Origin of the sequence: Streptomyces sp. sk2.1, from assembly GCF_008120935.1 — a bacterium.
In the GTDB taxonomy this organism is placed as follows: domain Bacteria; phylum Actinomycetota; class Actinomycetes; order Streptomycetales; family Streptomycetaceae; genus Streptomyces.
The window spans coordinates 67,378-84,732 of record NZ_RDBO01000020.1 but is presented as its reverse complement, the minus strand read 5'-3'; the positions used below and the strand labels follow the sequence as shown (position 1 = coordinate 84,732).

Annotated in this window: 13 protein-coding genes; 6 read left to right on the top strand and 7 right to left on the bottom strand. The window is 72.5% G+C overall.

Annotated features, from left to right (window positions below):
• Positions 1–55: 55 nt before the first annotated feature.
• A complete protein-coding gene (locus EAO76_RS03760) occupies positions 56–1,072 on the top strand; it encodes a sugar-binding transcriptional regulator (protein ID WP_148835559.1) in 1,017 nt (338 codons plus the stop codon).
• A gap of 82 nt (positions 1,073–1,154) precedes the next feature.
• On the opposite strand, the gene EAO76_RS03755 is transcribed toward EAO76_RS03760, so the two are convergent.
• A complete protein-coding gene (locus EAO76_RS03755) occupies positions 1,155–2,177 on the bottom strand; it encodes a terpene synthase family protein (RefSeq protein WP_148833297.1) in 1,023 nt (340 codons plus the stop codon).
• Between the two features lie 307 nt (positions 2,178–2,484).
• On the opposite strand from EAO76_RS03755, the gene EAO76_RS03750 reads away from it, so the two are divergent.
• The 3 genes from EAO76_RS03750 (at position 2,485) to EAO76_RS03740 (ending at position 6,295) form a co-directional block, all read left to right on the top strand.
• Positions 2,485–3,951 (top strand): GuaB1 family IMP dehydrogenase-related protein, encoded by a 1,467-nt coding sequence (locus tag EAO76_RS03750; protein ID WP_148833295.1) that lies wholly within the window; start codon positions 2,485–2,487, stop codon positions 3,949–3,951.
• Positions 3,952–4,159: 208 nt separating this feature from the next.
• Positions 4,160–5,617: an aldehyde dehydrogenase family protein gene (locus EAO76_RS03745; protein WP_148833293.1), complete on the top strand. Its 1,458-nt coding sequence runs from the start codon at positions 4,160–4,162 to the stop codon at positions 5,615–5,617.
• Positions 5,618–5,800: 183 nt separating this feature from the next.
• Complete coding sequence (locus tag EAO76_RS03740) at positions 5,801–6,295, top strand: Lrp/AsnC family transcriptional regulator (protein ID WP_148833291.1); 495 nt, start codon at positions 5,801–5,803, stop codon at positions 6,293–6,295.
• A gap of 10 nt (positions 6,296–6,305) precedes the next feature.
• On the opposite strand, the gene EAO76_RS03735 is transcribed toward EAO76_RS03740, so the two are convergent.
• Both EAO76_RS03735 and EAO76_RS03730 read right to left on the bottom strand, forming a co-directional pair.
• Entirely contained in the window at positions 6,306–7,295 is a 990-nt protein-coding gene (locus EAO76_RS03735) for a hypothetical protein (protein ID WP_148833289.1), read from the bottom strand.
• A gap of 3 nt (positions 7,296–7,298) precedes the next feature.
• Positions 7,299–10,682 (bottom strand): CHAT domain-containing protein, encoded by a 3,384-nt coding sequence (locus EAO76_RS03730; RefSeq protein WP_148833287.1) that lies wholly within the window; start codon positions 10,680–10,682, stop codon positions 7,299–7,301.
• Positions 10,683–10,924: 242 nt separating this feature from the next.
• Between EAO76_RS03730 and EAO76_RS03725 the strand changes: the two genes are divergently transcribed.
• The gene (locus EAO76_RS03725; protein ID WP_148833285.1) at positions 10,925–11,740 is read left to right on the top strand and encodes a carbon-nitrogen hydrolase family protein; all 816 of its coding nucleotides are present in this window, start codon (positions 10,925–10,927) and stop codon (positions 11,738–11,740) included.
• 58 nt (positions 11,741–11,798) lie between these two features.
• The gene (locus tag EAO76_RS03720) at positions 11,799–13,493 is read left to right on the top strand and encodes an NAD(P)/FAD-dependent oxidoreductase (RefSeq protein WP_148833283.1); all 1,695 of its coding nucleotides are present in this window, start codon (positions 11,799–11,801) and stop codon (positions 13,491–13,493) included.
• 120 nt (positions 13,494–13,613) lie between these two features.
• Here EAO76_RS03720 and EAO76_RS03715 read toward each other — a convergent pair whose 3' ends face one another.
• The 4 genes from EAO76_RS03715 to EAO76_RS03700 all read right to left on the bottom strand — a co-directional run.
• Complete coding sequence (locus EAO76_RS03715) at positions 13,614–14,462, bottom strand: fumarylacetoacetate hydrolase family protein (RefSeq protein ID WP_148833280.1); 849 nt, start codon at positions 14,460–14,462, stop codon at positions 13,614–13,616.
• A gap of 36 nt (positions 14,463–14,498) precedes the next feature.
• Positions 14,499–15,521 (bottom strand): hydroxyacid dehydrogenase, encoded by a 1,023-nt coding sequence (locus tag EAO76_RS03710; RefSeq protein ID WP_148833278.1) that lies wholly within the window; start codon positions 15,519–15,521, stop codon positions 14,499–14,501.
• Positions 15,505–16,560, bottom strand: coding sequence for a dihydrodipicolinate synthase family protein (locus EAO76_RS03705; RefSeq protein WP_148833276.1), 1,056 nt, complete (start codon positions 16,558–16,560; stop codon positions 15,505–15,507). The genes EAO76_RS03710 and EAO76_RS03705 overlap by 17 nt, the downstream gene beginning before the upstream one ends.
• An 8-nt stretch (positions 16,561–16,568) precedes the next feature.
• The coding region (locus EAO76_RS03700; protein WP_148835558.1) for an NAD(P)-dependent oxidoreductase at positions 16,569–17,355 on the bottom strand (787 nt) is incomplete at its 5' end.

Sequence of the window (17,355 nt, the reverse complement as noted above, 5' to 3'; positions counted from 1 at the left end):
GGATGAACGGCGTATCGAGAGTGTGAACAGCAGTGAGGAGATCGCGGTGTCTGCAATGTCGGCGGGTCGGTCCGCCCTGCGGATGGGGCCCGCGGAGCTGGTGCAGGCGGCGGCCATGGCCCGCCGCTTCTACCTCGAGGGAAAGTCGAAGATCCAGATCGCCGAGGAGTTCGGCGTCAGCCGTTTCAAGGTGGCCCGGGTCCTGGAGACGGCTCTTGAGCGCGACCTCGTACGGATCGAGATCCGCGTTCCCGCCGAGCTGGACGCCGAGCGCTCCGACGCGCTCCGGGCCCGCTACGGGCTGCGCCACGCGGTCGTCGTCGAATCCCCCGCGGAGGAGCAGGACGACGCACCCGACCCGGAGAACCTGGGCGAGGTCGCGGCCGATCTCCTCGGCGAACTGGTGAACGAGGGCGATGTGCTCGGCCTGGCCTGGGGCCGGTCGACCATCCACATGGCGGCGGCGCTCGACCGGCTGCCGCCGTGCACGGTCGTGCAGCTCACCGGGGTGTACGACGCGGGGACGGCCGAGCGCGGCTCCGTCGAGGCGGTCCGGCGGGCGGCGCAGGTGTCGGGCGGCGAGGCCCACCCCATCTATGCCCCGATGCTGCTGCCCGACCCGGCCACGGCCGCCGCGCTGCGGCACCAGACCGGTATCGCCCGGGCCTTCGATTACTTCGACAAGGTGACCGTCGCCGCGGTCTCCATCGGTTCCTGGGAGCCGGGCATCTCGACCGTCCACGACATGCTCTCGGACGAGGAGCGGGCGCACTACGCCTCGCTCGGCGTCGCCGCGGAGATGTCCGCGCACCTCTTCGACACCGAGGGGCGGCGGGTCGGCCGGGACCTGGGGGAGCGGTGCATCACGGTCGAGGCCGACCGGCTGCGCCGGATCCCCGAGGTGGTGGCGATCGCGGGCGGCCAGCGCAAGGCCGCGGCGATCGGCGCGGTGCTGAGGTCCGGGCTGGTCACCAGCCTGGTGACGGACACGGCGGCGGCCGACTACCTGCTGACGGAGTCGCCCGCGCCGCAGCGTCCGGCGCTGGAGCGGGCCGACCCGGACGGCGACTGACCGCGGGGACGGGAGACGGAGGAGGCCCCCGGCCCGGCACACGGTGCCGGGCCGGGGGCCTCCCGCGAGGTCTGCGGCGGTCTCAGTCCGGGGCCACGCCCAGGACCGTCGCCTCCAGGTACTCCTCGGGCTCCTCGTACTGCCCCACGTCGGCCGGGTTGTAGCGGGGCGTCTGCCGCGACCAGTCCAGGTTGCCGCGCATCCAGCTCCGCATCCCGTCCAGGTACGGCGCGAGCATCCACGACAGCTGGGGGTAGGTCTCCAGCAGCTCGGCCTCCGCGGCGAGGAAGCGCCGGGTCTCCGTCTCGATCTCCGCGCAGACGTGTTCGAGCGCCTGCCGCTTGCCGTGGCCGCGGTGGTGCCGGACCAGGTGGACCAGGTTGTGGATCTCCCCGAGCACCTGCTCCTTCTCGTAGGAGTACACGTCGTTGGCCCAGCACACGACGTTGCACGAGGCTTCCAGCGCCGTGATGAACCGGGAGTCGTTGTGTATCGACTCGGGGGCCTCGATGCCGGCCACGATCTCTATCAGGTCCATGCAGACGTGTATCGCGCCGGTGTGGCGCCGCTTGGCGATGTACGTCTCCTCGGACGGCACCACGCCCGCGGCCCGGTTGCCGGCCTCCCAGGTGGTGGCCGTCGTGAGGTAGGTGGTCACGTGCCAGGCGAACCGGGTGCGCCAGTGCGCGGCCGTGCCGGGCGTCGTGCGTTCCCACAGGTCGGCCAGGGCGATCACGGCCGCGGGCAGCTCCTCGTCCGGCAGGACGACCGGACCGGGGCTCTCGATCACGGAACGCATCACCTCGACCACGTCCCGCACCCGCTCGGGGCTGCGGCCGAGCTGGCCGTCGTCGAGCTGGTCGTCGACGAGGAACAGCCACACGAACCAGTCGGCGACGAGGTCGAGGTTCTTGCTGTCGGCGGTCGGATAGACCATGCCGACGAACGCCCCGAAGTCCGCCTGCTCGAAGCGCTCCCTGGCTGAATCCCGGTGCACCAGACCGGTGTTGCGGATCCATTCGGCGAGGTGGACCCGGGTGTGTCCGACGTGCGGGTTGGTCCGCTGGGGGAACGGGCAGTAGATGTCCGGCAGTTCGCTCTCCACGGGTGGGTCGTGATCCTCTCCGGTCGTACGGGTGACGGAAGTTGTGGCCCTTCCGACTGTTCCTCCGGGGCGTAGTCGTGACCCACGGGACCTGCGGCTTTGAAGCTACCTGACCCCTTGTCACCAGGTCCAGGGAAGATGATCGCGAATGATTCGAAAGCGCTTCGGGTAGGGTCACCCGGCAAGGCAGGTTCCGCTTGCCCGGGCCCCCGCCCGATTCCTTTCGGAGGAATATACGAACGCGGGGGTCATTTGTTGTGTCTTGCTGGAGACGACCTGCTCTTTTTTGTATGAAAAAATGAGCCTTATGCGTTTTCTTGAGCCCGGCACCGGTCGCTACACAGATTCCCCCTCGGTCCCGTACGACCTCACGTACGACGATGTCTTCATGGTTCCGGGCCGTTCCGCGGTCGGTTCCCGCCAGGGTGTGGACCTCTCCTCGCCCGACGGCACCGGCACCACCATTCCGCTCGTCGTCGCGAACATGACGGCCATCGCGGGCCGCCGGATGGCCGAAACCGTCGCCCGTCGGGGCGGCCTCGTCGTCATCCCGCAGGACATCCCGATCGAGGTCGTCACCGACGTCATCTCCTGGGTGAAAACGCGCCACCTGGTGCTCGACACGCCGATCGTGCTGGCCCCGGGCCAGACCGTCGCCGACGCGCTGTCCCTGCTCCCCAAGCGCGCGCACGGCGCGGGCGTCGTCGTCGACGGGGACCACCGGCCCGTCGGCGTCGTCACGGAGCACGACCTGAACGGCGTCGACCGCTTCACCCAGCTCTCCGAGGTCATGTCCAAGGACCTGGTGCTGCTCGACGCGGACATCGATCCGCGCGACGCGTTCAACCGGCTCGACGGCGCCAACCGCAAGCTCGCCCCCGCGGTCGACGCGGACGGCCGCCTCGTCGGCATCCTCACCCGCAAGGCCGCCCTGCGCGCCACCCTGTACACCCCCGCCACCGACGCCACGGGCCGGCTGCGGATCGCCGCGGCCGTCGGCATCAACGGCGACGTCGCGGGCAAGGCCGCACAGCTCCTCGACGCGGGGGTCGACACGCTCGTCGTGGACACCGCCCACGGTCACCAGGAGTCCATGATCAACGCGGTCCGGGCCGTGCGCGCGCTCGACCCGAAGGTGCCGATCGTCGCGGGCAACATCGTCGCCGCCGAGGGCGTGCGCGACCTCGTCGAGGCCGGCGCGGACATCATCAAGGTCGGTGTCGGCCCCGGCGCCATGTGCACCACCCGGATGATGACCGGAGTGGGCCGTCCGCAGTTCTCCGCCGTGCTGGAGTGCGCCGCCGAGGCCCGCAGGCACGGCAAGCACGTCTGGGCGGACGGCGGGGTGCGCCACCCGCGCGACGTCGCCATGGCGCTCGCCGCCGGTGCCTCCAACGTGATGATCGGCTCCTGGTTCGCCGGTACGTACGAGTCGCCCGGCGACCTCCAGCAGTCCGCCGACGGCCGCCTCTACAAGGAGTCCTTCGGCATGGCCTCCGCGCGCGCCGTGAAGAACCGCACCTCGGAGGAGTCCGCGTACGACCGGGCCCGCAAGGCGCTCTTCGAGGAGGGCATCTCCACCTCGCGGATGTTCCTCGACCCGGCCAGGCCCGGCGTCGAGGACCTGATCGACTCGATCATCGCGGGCGTCCGCTCCTCCTGCACCTACGCCGGGGCGGCCTCCCTGGCGGAGTTCGCCGAGAAGGCGGTCGTCGGGGTGCAGAGCGCCGCCGGATACGCCGAGGGCAAGCCGCTGCACGCCAGCTGGAGCTGACCTCCCGCGATCCGCGAGGTCCACGAAACCGGTGCCCCTCCGGGCCGTTCGAGCCCGGAGGGGCACCGGTGCGTCCGGGGGAGGGCATCAGGTCCCGAGGCCGTCCGGTTCCCGGCAATCCATGGCACGGCAGTACGCATCAACCCCGTTGGAATGTAAGTAACATGAACCACAATCAGCTTCCTGTTCCTCTGTGGTAAGGGATCTCATGTCCTTCTTCACCGACCTGGCCCAGCAGTACATCGACGGAGAATGGAGGCCGGGCAAGGGATCCTGGGACATCATCGACTTCAACCCGTACAACGGGGAGAAGCTCGCCGAGATCACGGTCGCCACGGCCGGTGAGGTGGACCAGGCGTACCGCGCGGCGGAGGCCGCCCAGCAGGCCTGGGGGGACACCAACCCGTACGCCCGCAGGCTGGTGCTGGAGCGGGCGCTGCGCGTCGTCGAGGAGCGCGAGGCGGAGATCGGCGACGCGATCGTCGCGGAGCTGGGCGGCACCCGGGTGAAGGCGGGCTTCGAGCTGCACCTGGCCAAGGAGTTCCTGCGGGAGTCGATCCAGCTCGCGCTGCGGCCCTCGGGACAGATACTGCCCTCGCCGACCGAGGGCAAGGAGAACCGGGTCTACCGGATGCCCGTCGGCGTCGTCGGGGTCATCAGCCCCTTCAACTTCCCGTTCCTGCTGTCGCTGAAGTCCGTGGCCCCGGCCCTGGCGCTCGGCAACGCCGTGGTGCTCAAGCCGCACCAGAACACCCCGGTCTGCGGCGGCACGCTGGTGGCGAAGGTGTTCGAGGAGGCGGGGCTGCCCGCCGGTCTGCTGAACGTCGTGGTCACCGACATCGCCGAGATCGGTGACGCGCTGCTGGAGCACCCCGTGCCCCAGGTCATCTCCTTCACCGGCTCGGACCGGGTGGGGCGGCACGTCGCCACGGTGTGCGCGGCGAACCTCAAGCGCGCCGTGCTCGAACTCGGCGGCAACAGCGCGCTGATCGTCCTCGACGACGCCGACCTGGACTACGCCGTGGACGCGGCAGTCTTCAGCCGGTACGTGCACCAGGGGCAGGTCTGCATGGCCGCCAACCGCATCCTGGTCGACCGGGCGGTGGAGAAGGAGTTCACCGAGAAGTTCGTCGCGAAGGTCGCCTCCCTCAAGGTCGGCGACCCGGCCGACCCCGAGACCGTCATCGGCCCGCTGATCAACTCCTCGCAGGCCGAGGCCGTCTCCTCGCTCGTGGAACAGACCGTGGAGGCCGGTGCCACGGCGCTGCTGCACGGCCGGACCGAAGGCAACCTGGTGAGCCCGTCCGTGCTGACCGGGCTGGCCGCCGATTCCCCGGTTCTGTCCCAGGAGATCTTCGGCCCGGTCGCGCTCCTCGTGCCGTTCGACGGCGAGGACGAGGCGGTCCGGATCGCCAACGACACCCCGTACGGGCTGAGCGGCGCGGTGCACACCGGCAACATCGAACGCGGCGTACGGGTCGGGCAGCGCATCCGCACCGGCATGATCCACATCAACGACGGCACGGTCCACGACGAGCCCATCGTCCCGTTCGGCGGCGAGAAGAACTCGGGTCTCGGTCGGCTCAACGGCGACTCGATGGTCGAGGCATTCACCACCCAGAAGTGGATCTCGGTGCAGCACGGCCGCTCGCGGTTCCCCTTCTGAGCGTTCCGCCGTTCCACCGCTTTGACTTCTTCGCGGCCGTGCCGCCCCCGTTCCGACCGCCCGGGACGGGGGCGGCACGGCCGCCGTGGTGGGTGCGCCGCACGGCACGGGGCCGTGGTCTACTTCGGTGGCGGCCCGTGCCGCCCCCGACACCGGCCATCGCAGAGAAGTGAACCACCCGCCGTGCGCCTGAACGACCTCGACGAACGCATCGTCCACGCCCTCGCCGAAGACGCCCGGCGCTCCTACGCGGACATCGGAGCCATGATCGGCCTGTCCGCGCCCGCCGTGAAACGCCGGGTGGACCGGCTGCGCGCCGAGGGCGCCATCACCGGCTTCACGGTCCGGGTGGACCCGGCGGCGCTGGGCTGGGAGACCGAGGGGTTCATCGAGATCTACTGCAGCCGCAACACCTCGCCGGAGGCGATCAAACAGGGCCTCGCCCGGTACCCGGAGATCGCGTCGGCCTCCACGGTGACCGGCGACGCCGACGCGATCGTGCAGGTCTTCGCCGCGGACATGCGCCACTTCGAGCAGGTGCTGGAGCGGATCGCGGGCGAGCCCTACGTGGAGCGGACCAAGTCCGTCCTGGTGCTGTCGCCGCTGCTGCGGCGGTACGCGGCGGGACCGCCCGACACGTCGGACCCCGAATGGTCCGGGGCCGCCGCCCCGCGCTGAACCGGTCCTCCTACGGGGTCTCCGGCCACAGGTGCGCGACGTCGTCGGTCAGCTCCATCGCCAGCGCCCTGCTCAACAGGCGTCCGCACGCCACCTCCGCCTCGGTCGAGGCCGGCGGCGGGAAGCCGGCCGCGCGGTAGAGCCGGACCCGGTGCACGGCGAAGACGTCCCGCACGTGCTCGCAGTACTGTTCGACGCCGGAGCGCAGGGCCCGGTACGCGCCCCAGACGCACAGCGCGCAGGCCACCAGCCAGCACAGCCGGGCCACCGCACCGGTCAGGACCAGGGCCCACAGCGGTGCGACGGCGGCGCAGACCAGCGCCTGCGTGCGGCCCGACACACGGGTCGCCGAGGCGACCAGGCGCTCGCGGGCCGTGGACTCCAGGCACTCGACGAACGGCCCCCAGCAGACGGGCAGCGACAGCCCGTAGTTCCGCTCGATCCCGGCGGCCACCCCGTGCAGCGCGTTGCCCACCGCCGTGGGACGCAGTTCGTCGCGCCGCCGCGGATAGTGCGACCACATCCGCCGGGCCCCGGTACGCCGCCAGGCGTTCTGCGTCCGCCACACGGCCAGTCGGTCACCGGCCAGGTCGCCGGGACCGGACAGGTCGTCGGCCCGCCCCCCGAGCCGCTCACGGCGGACCGCGTGGCGGGCGGTGCGCAGCCGGGCGAAGGACACCACCGGGGCCGCCGTCCCCCACTTCCCCGCCAGCACCTCCAGCAGCGGGGACGCCAGGGCCGACAGCCCCATCGCGCAGAGGACCATCACCGCGGTCGCCGCGGCGGCGGCCAGAGCGACCCCCCACGACCCCTGCTCCACCAGCCGGCAGGCCGGCCCGGCGAGGTCCCGCGTCCCCGTCCGGCAGACGTCCGGCAGACCACCCCGACGCAGGGCGAGGAGCAGGGCTCCGGCCAGCCAGAACAACACCAGCGGGCCGCTCATCGCCGCTGTCCACCGCTTGGCGAGCGGCTCCACCATGCCCTTCACGAGTTCGCCCACGTGCTACTCCCGCCTCAGGGCCTGCCGGGGATGCCGGGGGCAGGTGTCCTCGTCGAACGGCGCCTTCGCGTCGCCCCCGGCCCGGTACGGGCAGTCGGCCTCCGGGCACAGCCAGACGACCTCGGAACGTTCGCCCCCGGGCATCCTGGCGAAGATCGGCGAGCGGGTCCGTGCCGGTCGACCGCCGTTCTCCCCCGCGGCACGGCCGGCCTCCGGCTCCGGACCGGGGTACGGACCGAGGGCGGCGGGAACCCCCCTTCCGTAGTGGAGGAAGGCACCCCAGCGCAGCGGGTCCTCGGCCCTGGTCCGACCCGCCGCGCTCCCACCCGCCGTCCGGCTGCGCGCCCGCGCGAGCGCGCGCAACTGGGCCTGGCGCAGGGCTTCGGCGGCGGGCAGCCCGTCGAGGTTGAGGAAGTGGTGGAAGTCCGTCATCAGCTGCGCCGCGTCCTCGTCGCGCACCGCCCACAGGGTGCCGACGACCGAGGCGGCCCCCGCCGAAGCGAAGGCGGTGGCGAGGCTGAGCGACTCGTCGTAACGATCACCCGGTACGGCCGTGGCACACCCGGACAGCACGACCAGGGGGCCGTCGCGACGACCGGTGGGGCGGGCGCTCCGCAGCAGGGCGGCCACCGTGAGCCGCTGTCCACCGGCGAGGACCAGGTGGGAGTCGGCCGCGGGAGCACAACTGCGGGCGTGGCAGGCGAAGTGGGCCACGGGAGGGGCACCGGAGGCCGTGTCCGCGAGGAGCGAGCCGAGAACCGCCCGAGGTGTGGCCGGAGGAGCGGCCGGATCGCCGGAACGGCCGAGCCGGGGGCCCTTGGCGTAGTACCAGCGGTGGAGGTCACCGCCTTCCTGCCGGGCGTGCGGCAGATCGTCGGACGGGTCGGCCACCACCAGTCCCGCACCGTCCAGAGGGGCCTGGGCCCGGTCGGCGAAGCCGCCCAGGGCGCCCGCCGACGGCGCGTAGCCGAAACCGGCGTCCTCGATCGCGTAACGCCATCCGGATCCGCCCTCCCTGCGCCGTGCGGCATGCCAGGGCACCAGGCCCAGCACCCCCGTGGGCACCAGCACCACCCGCGGAACCGCCCGCTCCGCGAGCTCCGGGCGGGACGACAGATGACTCAGGAGCGGCCCCACCACCGCCCGCCAGGACCACCCGTACAGCCCTCGCAGCGCCTTGGCCCACTTGTTGTCCGCCCCCTTGTCCCCGGGGGACCGCAGACTCCTGTCGTGCGCCAGCACGAACTCACGCAGCTGCGCCGAGTCCTCGCGGAGGTCCGGCAGGGGAAGCGCCGTCACATCTCCCGCCGCGTGCAGGACCAGCGCCCTTCCCGGCACGGCGTTGCGTCCCATGACCAGGTGCACGACGGCATCGGCGTCGACGGCGCGGACCTGCTCGGCGAGCGTCCGGAGCGAGGGCCTCCCCAGGAGGCCCGCCGCCGGGGCCGGGCCGGTCCGGTTCCGCGACGACAGGGCCTGCCGGACCTCCGCGAGGAGCCGCCGACGATCCTGTCCGGCCGGTGGCGGGCCGTCGAATTCCCGGCGGGGGGCCGCGGGCCCGGGGGAAAGGGCCGGGCTCTCTCGCGCGAGCAGCCACCGCCTTCGCAGGTCGTCGCTGCCGACGGCGGCGAGACGCTCCGCGACCGGGTCCGTGTCGGTCGCGGAGCACAGCGCGAGACCGCGTGCGGACTCGACCGCGGCGAACGCCTCGCCCGGCTGCCCGTCGGCCGACAGCCAGGACGCCAGCTCGGCCGCCTCGTCGAGGGCCTGCCGGGCCCAGCGGTAGGCCTCCGCGGGATCGGGCTGGGCCAGCACGTCCCACACCCGGTCGTCGAGTACCTCCCGAGCCAGTTCGCGGCTCTCCCCGTGCTGCCCCATTCCCCGGCGGAGCCGGGCCCGGGCCCAGCGCAGGGAGGAGACACGGGCGCCGGCCGACTCCGCGCCCAGCTGTTCCACGAGGGCGCCGAGCCGCCGGTCGAGCACCTCCGCCCGGACCTCCGTCACGGGGGAGCGGCCGCCGTCGAACTCGGCGACCGCGCAGAGCAGTTCGAGCGCCTGCGCCTGGAGGGCGAGCGTGGTGTGCTCCGTGTCCAGTGCCTCGCCGATCAGCCGGGCGGCCCGGAAGCGCAGGGGTGTCGGGCCCGTCATGAGGGCGCGGGCGAGGTTCAGCGACACCGCCGCGCGGGCGGTGGTTCCGTGCCGCAACAGCTCCAGGGCACTGTTCAGCCGGTCCACCGCCGCGGCGGCATCCGACGGATCCCGTGACGCCTCGTGGCGCGCGAGCAGGTACCCGGCCAGGTTGTTCAGGCTCCAGGCGCGCTGCGCCGGGTTCCGGGCCTGTTCCACCGATGCCGTGCCCGCGGCCACGGCATCGTCGAGTGCTTCCGGGGCGCCGCCGGTCAGATAGGCCGCGAACCGCGCGGTGGCGAGCGAGGGATACTGCTCGACGTCGTACCGCAGCTCCCCGGCCCGCCGCAGGTCCGCCGGGTTCCCGCGCTGGCCGTGCCGGCAGAGCAGCGCGTCCGCCAGCGTCGACAGGACGGTGTCGAGGTCGGGGTCGTCGCTGCGCAGCCGTGCCGCGGAGCGCTCCAGCACGGCGACCGCGTTGTCGAGGTCCACCCCGCGGCCCGTCAGGTCGTGGCGGGCCAGGAGCGCCATCGCGAGCACGGTCTCCCACGGGGGCGGATGCGCGGCCCCGGCCCCGGAGGGCTGGTCGAAGACCCGGGCGATCATCGCGTACTCGATCGCCCCGTCGACGTCCTCCCGCTGCTCGGAGCGGACGAACCGGAGGAGCAGGGCCCACGCGAGGTCGCCGTGGGCGGACTCCTGGTGCACCCCGTCCGAGGGCACCTCCCGGACCACGCCCCGAAGAACGGCCTCCGCCTCGTCGAGCCGCTCCGGCGCACCGGTGCGGACGTGATCCGTCAGGAGACGACGCCCCAGCTCGGCTGCGGACAGTTCCTCCCGAGGGCCCTCCCGGACTTCCAGGTAACGGGCGGGAGGGACCGGCGGCCTCGGCCAGCGGGACGCCGGATCGCGGTCGCCGGGCAGTGGCGACCAGGCGTGCCACGGATGCCCGGAGCGCTCGGGGTCCTCCGCCGCCCCGCGGGTGGGGAACGGCTCCGCGGAACGCCCGACGGCCGGGCGCCGAGGTACCGGTAAGGATTCCGTGCCCGTGTCGGGACCGAGACGCACGGCGGCCGCCAGGGCCCTGGCGGCGTCGTCCGCCCCCTCGCGCGCGGCCAGCGCGGCCAGCGCGGTGCGGGTCGCCAGTGCGGCCCACCACTCGTCCGTCCGTGGCCCCTCCGGCAGTACGCCGGGCCCGAGCCAGCGTCCCGCCAGCCCCGCCACCTCGTCCACCCAGTGCCCGCGCGCATCGTCCCTCACCGCGCCCCCTCCCTCGCGTACAGCGGTACGCCAGGCTAGCGGCAGCTCTCGGGCCACCCGGGACCGTTGCCTCCATCACACCCTTGACCTGTGTGTTTCCCGTCGCGCAACGAATCGCCACTCTGCCTTTGAGCACGCAACGAATCGACGGTCCATGCGCAACATTCGCGCCTTGTCCCCGACGAGCGGCGGACCGTACCGTCGATACGTCCCCGCCCCGCCCGCACCGACCGAGGTCAGCCATGCCGCCGTTGCGCACCGCCCTGCTCCAGAGCTCCGGACGCCCCGGGCGCGTGGACGAGAACATCGAGGCGCTCGACGACGCCGCGCGGCGGGCGGCCGGCGCCGGTGCCCGGCTGCTGGTCTGTCCCGAACTCTTCCTGACCGGCTACGCGATCGGGGCCGACGTCGCCCGGCTGGCCGAGCCGGCCGACGGGCCGTCCCTCCGCGCCGTCGGCGAGATCGCCGCCCGCCACGGACTCGCCGTCCTCCACGGCTACCCGGAACGCGCGGGCGAGCGGATCTTCAACGCCGCGCAGCTCGTCGGCCCGGACGGGGCGGTGCTGGCCGGCTACCGCAAGACGCACCTGTTCGGCGACTTCGAGCAGAAGTGGTTCACCCCGGGCGAGCAGCCCGTGGTCCAGGCCGAACTGGACGGCGTACGCGTCGGGATCATGATCTGCTACGACGTCGAGTTCCCGGAGAACGTCCGCGCGCACGCCCTCGCGGGCACCGACCTGCTCCTGGTTCCCACCGCGCTGATGCACCCCTTCCCGTTCGTCGCCGAGTCCCTCGTGCCGGTCCGCGCCTTCGAGAACCAGATGTACGTGGCGTACGCCAACCGGACGGGACAGGAGGGCGAGTTCGAGTTCGTCGGACTGAGCTGCCTGGCCGGACCCGACGGCACCGCCCGCACCCGCGCCGGACGCGGCGAGGAACTGGTCGTCGGCGAGGTGGACCCCGGCTTCCTGAGCGCCTCGCGCGCCGCCAACCCGTATCTGCGCGACCGCCGCCCCGGTCTGTACGGCTCCCTCGCCCCGGCCCGTACGGCTCCCTGACCCGGGCCCGCACCCCCGTTCCACCTTCTTTCACCACCGCGCAAGGAGTCCGTACCCCATGACGTCCACGGTGCCCAACGCCGTCCAGCACACCGACGCCACCGCCGAACCGATCACCATGTTCGGGCCGGACTTCCCCTACGCGTACGACGACTTCCTGGCGCACCCGGCCGGGATCGGGCAGATCCCGGCGACCGGGCACGGCACCGAGGTGGCCGTCATCGGTGGCGGACTGTCCGGCATCGTCGCCGCGTACGAACTGATGAAGATGGGGCTCAAGCCCGTCGTCTACGAGGCGGACCGGATCGGCGGCCGGCTGCGCACCGTCGGGTTCGACGGCTGCGACCCGGACCTCACCGCCGAGATGGGAGCGATGCGCTTCCCGCCGTCCTCCACCGCCCTCCAGCACTACATCGACCTGGTCGGCCTGGAGACGAAGCCGTTCCCCAACCCGCTCTCCCCGGCCACCCCGTCGACCGTCGTCGACCTCAAGGGCGAGTCCCACTACGCGCGGACCATCGACGACCTCCCGCAGGTCTACCGCGACGTGATGGACGCCTGGAACCGCTGCCTGGAGGAGGGCGCCGACTTCTCCGACATGAACCGCGCGATGCGCGAGCGCGACGTGCCGCGCATCCGGGAGATCTGGGCGAGGCTCGTCGAGAAGCTCGACAACCAGACCTTCTACGGCTTCCTCTGCGACTCCGACGCCTTCAAGTCCTTCCGGCACCGGGAGATCTTCGGCCAGGTCGGCTTCGGCACCGGCGGCTGGGACACCGACTTCCCCAACTCCATCCTGGAGATCCTGCGCGTCGTCTACACCGAGGCGGACGACCACCACCGGGGCATCGTCGGCGGCAGCCAGCAGCTCCCGCTGCGGCTGTGGGACCGCGAACCGCAGAAGATCGTCCACTGGCCGCTCGGCACGTCGCTGTCCTCGCTGCACGGCGGCGAGCCGCGCCCGGCCGTGACCCGGATGAACCGCACCGCCGGCAACCGGATCACCATCACCGACGCCACCGGCGACATCCGCACCTACCCGGCCGCGATCTTCACCGGGCAGTCCTGGCTGCTGCTCTCGAAGGTCGACTGCGACGACGCGCTCTTCCCGATCGACCACTGGACGGCGATGGAGCGCACCCACTACATGGAGTCGTCCAAGCTGTTCGTCCCGGTCGACCGGCCGTTCTGGCTGGACCAGGACGAGTCGACCGGCCGGGACACCATGTCGATGACGCTCACCGACCGGATGACCCGCGGGACGTACCTCCTGGACGACGGCCCCGACCGGCCCGCCGTCATCTGCCTCTCGTACACCTGGTGCGACGACAGCCTGAAGTGGCTGCCGCTCTCCCCGGCCGAGCGCATGGACGTCATGCTCAAGTCGCTCGGCGAGATCTACCCGGACGTGGACATCAGGAAGCACGTCATCGGCAACCCGGTGACGGTCTCCTGGGAGAACGAGCCCTACTTCATGGGGGCGTTCAAGGCCAACCTGCCCGGCCACTACCGCTACCAGCGGCGGCTGTTCACCCACTTCATGCAGGACCGGCTGCCCGCCGACCGGCGCGGGCTGTTCCTCGCGGGCGACGACATCTCCTGGACGGCCGGATGGGCCGAGGGCGCCGTGCAGACCGCGCTCAACGCGGTGTGGGGCGTGATGCACCAGTTCGGCGGCGCGACGGACCCGACGAACCCCGGCCCCGGCGACGTCTTCGACGACATCGCCCCGGTCGAACTCCCGGAGGACTGAACTCCCGGAGAACCGAACGCCCGGCAGGCTCCGAGAGCCCGCCGGGCGACCCCGAGACCGGCGGGCGCACGGGAGGCCCCCAACCCCCGTGCGCCCGTCCTTCGAATGATCCGGCCGGTGCTACGCGGGCCGGCAGACGCTGCGCTGCCGGCCGAGGCCCGAGATCTCGACCTCCATCACGTCGCCCGGACCCAGGTAGGGGAAGCGGCCGGACAGCGCCACGCCCTGCGGGGTACCGGTGTTGATGACGTCACCGGGCTCCAGCACCAGGTACTGCGACAGGTGGTGCACCAGGTGCGCCACGCTGAAGATCATGTCCGCGGTGACGGAGTCCTGCCGCGGCTCGCCGTTGACGTAGCTGCGCAGCCGTAGGTCCTGCGGGTCGCCGACCTCGTCGGCCGTCACCAGCACCGGGCCCAGCGGGTTGAACGTGGCACAGCTCTTGCCCTTGGACCACTGACCGCCCGACTCCTCCAGCTGGAAGGCGCGTTCGGAGACGTCGTTGCTGACGGCGTAGCCCGCGATGTGCGCGGCGGCGTCGGCGGGGGAGTCCAGGTAGGAGGCGCGGCGGCCGATGACGACGGCCAGCTCCACCTCCCAGTCCGTCTTCTTCGAACCGCGCGGGATGAGCACGTCGTCGTACGGGCCGACGACCGTGTTCGGCGACTTGTAGAAGAGGATCGGCTGCTCGGGCGGTTCGGCACCCGACTCCGCGGCGTGGGCCGCGTAGTTCTGGCCGATGCAGAGCAGCGCGGAGGGCCGGGCCACCGGGGCACCGATCCGCAGACCCGTGATGTCGATCTCGGGGAGCACGGGTTCGGCGGGGACCAGCCGCGGGTTGTCCGCGAGCGCGGCGAGGAACGCGCCGTCGATGTCGTCGGTGATGCCGGACAGGTCGTGGTGACGGCCTTCGGGGCAGACGAGGACCGGGCGCTCGTGGCCCGGCTCGCCGATGCGCATCAGTCGCATGGGAGGAACTTTCTCAACGGGTGGAATATCGGGGGTTCAGTGCAGACGGGCGAGGGCGTCGGCCGTGACGGCGTGCAGCGGCGGCCGCCCGGAGAGCAGGCGCAGCACCTCGTCGACGGCGCTCGCCCCGAGCCGCTGCCGGCACTCGACGCTGCCCGCCGCTTGGTGCGGAGTGAGCAGCACGTTCGGCAGGGAGCGGAACGGATGGTCCACCGGCAGCGGCTCCGCCTCGAAGACGTCGATCGCCGCGTCCAGTCGGCCCGACGACAACTCGGCGAGCAGCGCCTCCTCGTCGACCAGCCACGACCTCGCGGTGTTCACCAGGCCGGCCCCGTCCGGCATCAGGGCCAGCTGCTCGGCACCGATCATCCGGTGGGTCTCCTCGGTGACCGGGGCGTGCACGGCCACGATCCGGCTGCGCGACAGCAGCACGTCGAGCGGTACGCGCTCCACGCCGAGCTCCCGCGCGTCCGCCTCGGAGAGGTACGGGTCGGCCACGCCCACCCGCGCCCCCATCGCCCGCACCAGGGCGATGTACGCGCGGCCGGTGCGGGAGGCGCCGATCACCCCGATGTCGCTGCCGTGGATCTCGTGGCGCGGCGGGGCCTGGCCGGCCGCCTCCCACGTCGCCCCGCCGCGCAGGGCGTGGTCGAAGCGGTGCACGCGGTGCAGCAGGGACAGGGTGAACGCGAGCGCGACCTCGGCGACCGGGCGGGCCATCTCGTCACCGGCCTGGGTGACCAGGACGCCCCGCCGGAACACCTCCTCGGTGACGTACGGCGCGACCGCCGAACCGGTGTGCGCCACCAGCTCCAGCCGGTCGGCCGACGCGAGGAGCCCGGCGTCCACCCGCGGCGCCCCCCACGAGGTGATCAGCGCACGGGCGCCGGGCAGCGCCGCCGCCACAGCCGCCCGGTCGCGATGGTTGTCCGGGACCGCCAACTCCGCCGCCCGCTCCAGCTCCCGCCACACCTCGGCGGTGAACAGCTGGGCGCGCAGCGCGGGCGGCACGGCGACGACCACCCGGGGCCGGCCGGCCGGGTCAGGAGAGCCAGTCATCGAGGTGCTCCGCGACGAAGGCGTCATCGGTCAGCCAGGGGTAGGCCGCGGCGACCCGGCTGATCTCCTCGGCCTGTCCGGGGGAGAGCGTCTCGGCCGGGTCCAGGCACCGGATGTTCGCCAGCAGGCCCTGGCGGCGCAGCACTTCGTGGACCCCGGCGATGCAGCCGCGGAACGCGCCGCGCACGTCGAACACCGCGCTGTTGGCGTCGGTGAGCTCCGGGCGGCGGCCCAGGCAGCGCACCATCGCCTCGTGGTCCCCGCCGCGTGCCCTGCGGACGTCGTCGAGGAGCGTCACCGCGGAGCTCGTCCACACGGCCCACTGGCCGAGGAGCCCGCCCGCGAACCAGCGCGGCCCGCCGCCCGCCGTCTCGTACGGGGTGAGCAGGTCGCCGATGATGTCGTCGTCGTTGCCGGTGTACAGCGCCACCTCGTCGGCCCGGTCGGCGGCGGCCACGGCGCGTACGACATCGGCGGTGCGGTAGCGGTCGAACGGGGCGATCTTCACCGCGGCCGTGTTCGGCAGATCGGTGAACGAGGACCAGAAGTGCGGCGACAGGTAGCGTCCGCCGACCGCCTCCTGGAGGTAGAAGCCGATCACCGGCAGCACCTCGCCGACCGCCCGCGCCCGGTCCAGCAGGCCCTTCTCGTCCGCGCCGGGCACGGCCGGGCTGAGCAGCACCGCGTCGTAACCGAGCTCGGCGGCGGTCTCGGCCTCCGCGACGGCCTGCGCCGTGTAGCCGCAGGCACCGGCGACCTTGATGAACGGCCGGCCGGCCTCGGCGTCGATCGTCTCGGCGGCGAGCTCCAGGACCGGCCGGAACAGGCCGACCTCCGGTTCGCGGATCTCGAACTGGGTGGTGTGCACGGCGACGGCGACGCCGCCCGCGCCCGAGGCGAGGTAGTAGCGGGTCAGCGCCCGCTGCCGGCGCTCGTCGAAGGAGCCGTCGTCGTGCAGGGCGAGCGGGTGCGCGGGGATCACCGCACCGTGGGCGAGTGCGTCCAGGGCGGGGGTCGGTGCGAGGGAGGGAGTGGACATGGGGTGGATCAGAACCTTCCGTCGCGGACCTGGAACTTGGTGGGCTTGCCGGACAGCGGCAGCCCGCGGCGCAGCCAGTCGGCCTGCCATTCGACGAGGGTGCGCAGCGTGACGTCCGGATAGCCGAACAGCGCGTGGCAGCGGCTCGCGTCGGAGAGCAGCGCGGTGGGCGCCTCCTCGCCGGCGAAGACCGGCTCCTTGCCGAACTCCTCGCCGAACCACCGGGCGATGCGGCGCACCGAAGCGGTCTCGGGGCCGGTGAGGTTGAGGGTGAACGCCTCGCCGTCGGTGGCGTGCAGCAGCGAGCGCAGGGCGACTTCGTTGGCGTAGCCCTGCCACACCACATTGGCGTGACCGGTCGTCACGTCGACGCTCTCGCCGGTCTGTACCCGGTACGCGATGTCGGCGAGGACGCCGTAGCGCAGGTCGACCGCGTAGTTGAGGCGGATGTTGGCGACCTTGGTGCCGCGGGTCAGCGCCGCGTGGCCGAAGATCCGCTCCCGGCCCAGGCAGGACATGGCGTATTCGCCGACCGGGCCCACCGGGTCGCTCTCGGTGCTGCCGCCGGAGGAGACCGGGACCAGTGGGTACACGTTGCCGGTGGAGAAGGCGGCGATTCGTGCGTGTGGCCAGCGGTGTGTCACCCGGTCCGGCATCGCGGCGTTCACGGCCCAGGCGTGCGAGGGTGCTCCGGCGGAGCCGAATTTGGCGCCGACCATGAAGACGATGTTCCCGGCGTCGGGCAGTTCGGTCAGGTCGGCGGTGGGGTTCATCAGGTCGAAGGCGACGGTGGAG

Excerpts from the sequence above, each read along its gene's own strand:
- EAO76_RS03760 (WP_148835559.1), top strand. The coding sequence starts at position 56 with ATGTCGGCGGGTCGGTCCGCCCTGCGGATGGGGCCCGCGGAGCTGGTG.
- EAO76_RS03750 (WP_148833295.1), top strand. The coding sequence starts at position 2,485 with ATGCGTTTTCTTGAGCCCGGCACCGGTCGCTACACAGATTCCCCCTCG.
- EAO76_RS03745 (WP_148833293.1), top strand. The coding sequence starts at position 4,160 with ATGTCCTTCTTCACCGACCTGGCCCAGCAGTACATCGACGGAGAATGG.
- EAO76_RS03725 (WP_148833285.1), top strand. The coding sequence starts at position 10,925 with ATGCCGCCGTTGCGCACCGCCCTGCTCCAGAGCTCCGGACGCCCCGGG.
- EAO76_RS03720 (WP_148833283.1), top strand. The coding sequence starts at position 11,799 with ATGACGTCCACGGTGCCCAACGCCGTCCAGCACACCGACGCCACCGCC.
- EAO76_RS03715 (WP_148833280.1), bottom strand. The coding sequence starts at position 14,462 with ATGCGACTGATGCGCATCGGCGAGCCGGGCCACGAGCGCCCGGTCCTC.
- EAO76_RS03710 (WP_148833278.1), bottom strand. The coding sequence starts at position 15,521 with ATGACTGGCTCTCCTGACCCGGCCGGCCGGCCCCGGGTGGTCGTCGCC.
- EAO76_RS03705 (WP_148833276.1), bottom strand. The coding sequence starts at position 16,560 with ATGTCCACTCCCTCCCTCGCACCGACCCCCGCCCTGGACGCACTCGCC.